General features: G+C 40.4%; 2 protein-coding genes. Both read left to right on the top strand.

The annotated features are described in order from the left end of the window. Positions 1–436 precede the first annotated feature (436 nt). Positions 437–805: a hypothetical protein gene (locus EDM53_RS05485; RefSeq protein ID WP_130122654.1), complete on the top strand. Its 369-nt coding sequence runs from the start codon at positions 437–439 to the stop codon at positions 803–805. A gap of 252 nt (positions 806–1,057) precedes the next feature. Continuing rightward, on the top strand, positions 1,058–2,071 hold a 1,014-nt coding region (locus EDM53_RS05480; protein WP_130122653.1), incomplete at its 3' end, for a hypothetical protein.

The following is a 2,071-nucleotide window of genomic DNA, read 5'->3' as shown; positions in this document are numbered from 1 at the left end:
TTTTTGCAAAGTTACAAACCAAGCCACACGTCTGTAACATACCAATGACTTATGGGAAGTATATGCCTCACATTTCAACACCATCTCAATATTTAGCTAACCCCTTACAGTTAGCACTTCTATATCACTGCTTCAGTGTCTCAGGTACACATTCCAGATGCCAGAATCTACACAACCCTGACGTCTCCCAATGAAATCTTGAGCCAAGAATCAGTATGTACACCAAAATATTCATTACAGCCATATCCCCTATAGATGCTCTTGCTGATAGTCATCGGCACATACGCACTACAGTAGGTTACTATGGCTGCTATAGGGTCAAGCTCTCTCCACATCAGATGAGTCAGCCTCCTCCCGCTGGAGGGTTAGCTTTTAATTCATTTCGTAACAATAAATATCATTAAATATTAAAATAATCCAAATTTTAAGGTAAATTATGACATATATAAATGACAAGGAGCGTGTAGGTTACATAGATTTGACGGATGCAATGAACCTATCCAAAGAATGCCAGCACACAAAAAATAAAGTGGACATCGATGTCCACTACGATAGATATGCAGATAAATTGCGCGTATTCATTGGCGATCACATGTTATTGGAGTCACACAAAGACGACATTGTCAGATTGTTGAATAGGCATATGCCGCAAGATACTACAGGGCTCCTCAGGATAACCCTGGGTTTGATGTCTGATGCTCCACACGTCTCCTATCACTTTAGAAATCTTGGTGCCGTATCTAACGTCAAACAACACGTGTTCGCTGGACTCTTGAAAGTGATGTCTCGACTCCAGCCAAACTAAAACACAGCAAAATAATGAGCTGCTGTTCACCCGCTCTGTTGTTGTAGCGATGAGGCCAAGAAGCAAAGAGCCTGCTGATTACAGTAACAGAATAGGTAACGCAGCCTATTATTCACAAACACAAGTTGATAGGCGACATTGCGATGTTTGCTTAGGTGCCATCATCACGTTGTCGTCACAACACAAACACACACAATGTAACAACATGTTTGTGTTTCCTGCAATTAATTTTTATAACTATGGAGAAATTTTATGTTAACACATTCTGATAAACGATTCACAACGTTAATGTTCCATAAGGAAATGGCCGTTGCAATAGGTCAAAACGAAGCCATACTTTTGTCCCAGTTGCGGTATATGTTATCCAGATATGGTGAGATGAGAGATGGACATAAAGGGGTCTGGTTGCATTCCTCCTTCCAAGAACTGCACACTAGATACTTCAGTCATTGGTCGCTCAATCAACTTGTAGATGCTGCCAGGTCTTTGCAAGATGCAAATCTCATTGAAATAGTAGAGAATAGCAGAGATCCTTGGGAAAATGCACAATGGTACACAATTGACAATGCAGCATATTCATCGCTCATTACATCGATGAAAGTAGTAGAAGATGGATTCAGGCCCAATAAAGAAGATATTGATCCCGGAGTGTTCACCATAGCAGGAATGATGGTGGAAGCCTGGAACGATGAATTTAAAGGCAGTCCAAGTATAATTCCAGCCGATGAAGACCCAAGGTTGTCAATTCGACTGTGTAAAGCATACAAAAGTCGCTTTCATGAGAATATCGACGAGTGGAGAGAATATGCACGTAAGGTCAAAAGCAGCAAGTTCCTAATGGGTGAAAAAGACACACCATATAAATTTAAAGCTCCGTTTCATTGGTTGATCAAAGAGGAAATCATCGAGAAAGTGTTATCAGGCTATTATGGGCTGAATACTAGAGATCTTGATATGCAGAGGATACCAGAACAGATCAAAAAACACAAAAAGGAGATACCAGACAAAGTATTGTATAAACTGGCTCAACATATGAGGGGACAGGTAAACAATGCAGTAGAGATTGAAAACTTCAAGCAGTACATTCTAGGAGCTCAATATGATAATGATAACGATAAGTATCAGCTCAAAACATATGTGACAAACAAGACATGGATCAATCCTTACGCGGTACTCCACGAACAACAGTGGGAAGAACACTTCCAGTATCTGTATGAATCGTATCTGCTCAAGAAGCATATTGGTCTCAGCAGCCCAGAGATCAAT

Source organism: Rickettsiales endosymbiont of Peranema trichophorum, from assembly GCF_004210275.1.
GTDB lineage: Bacteria > Pseudomonadota > Alphaproteobacteria > Rickettsiales > Midichloriaceae > RICK02.
Note: the sequence above shows the minus strand (reverse complement) of the source record. Positions and strands in the feature narration are given on the sequence as shown.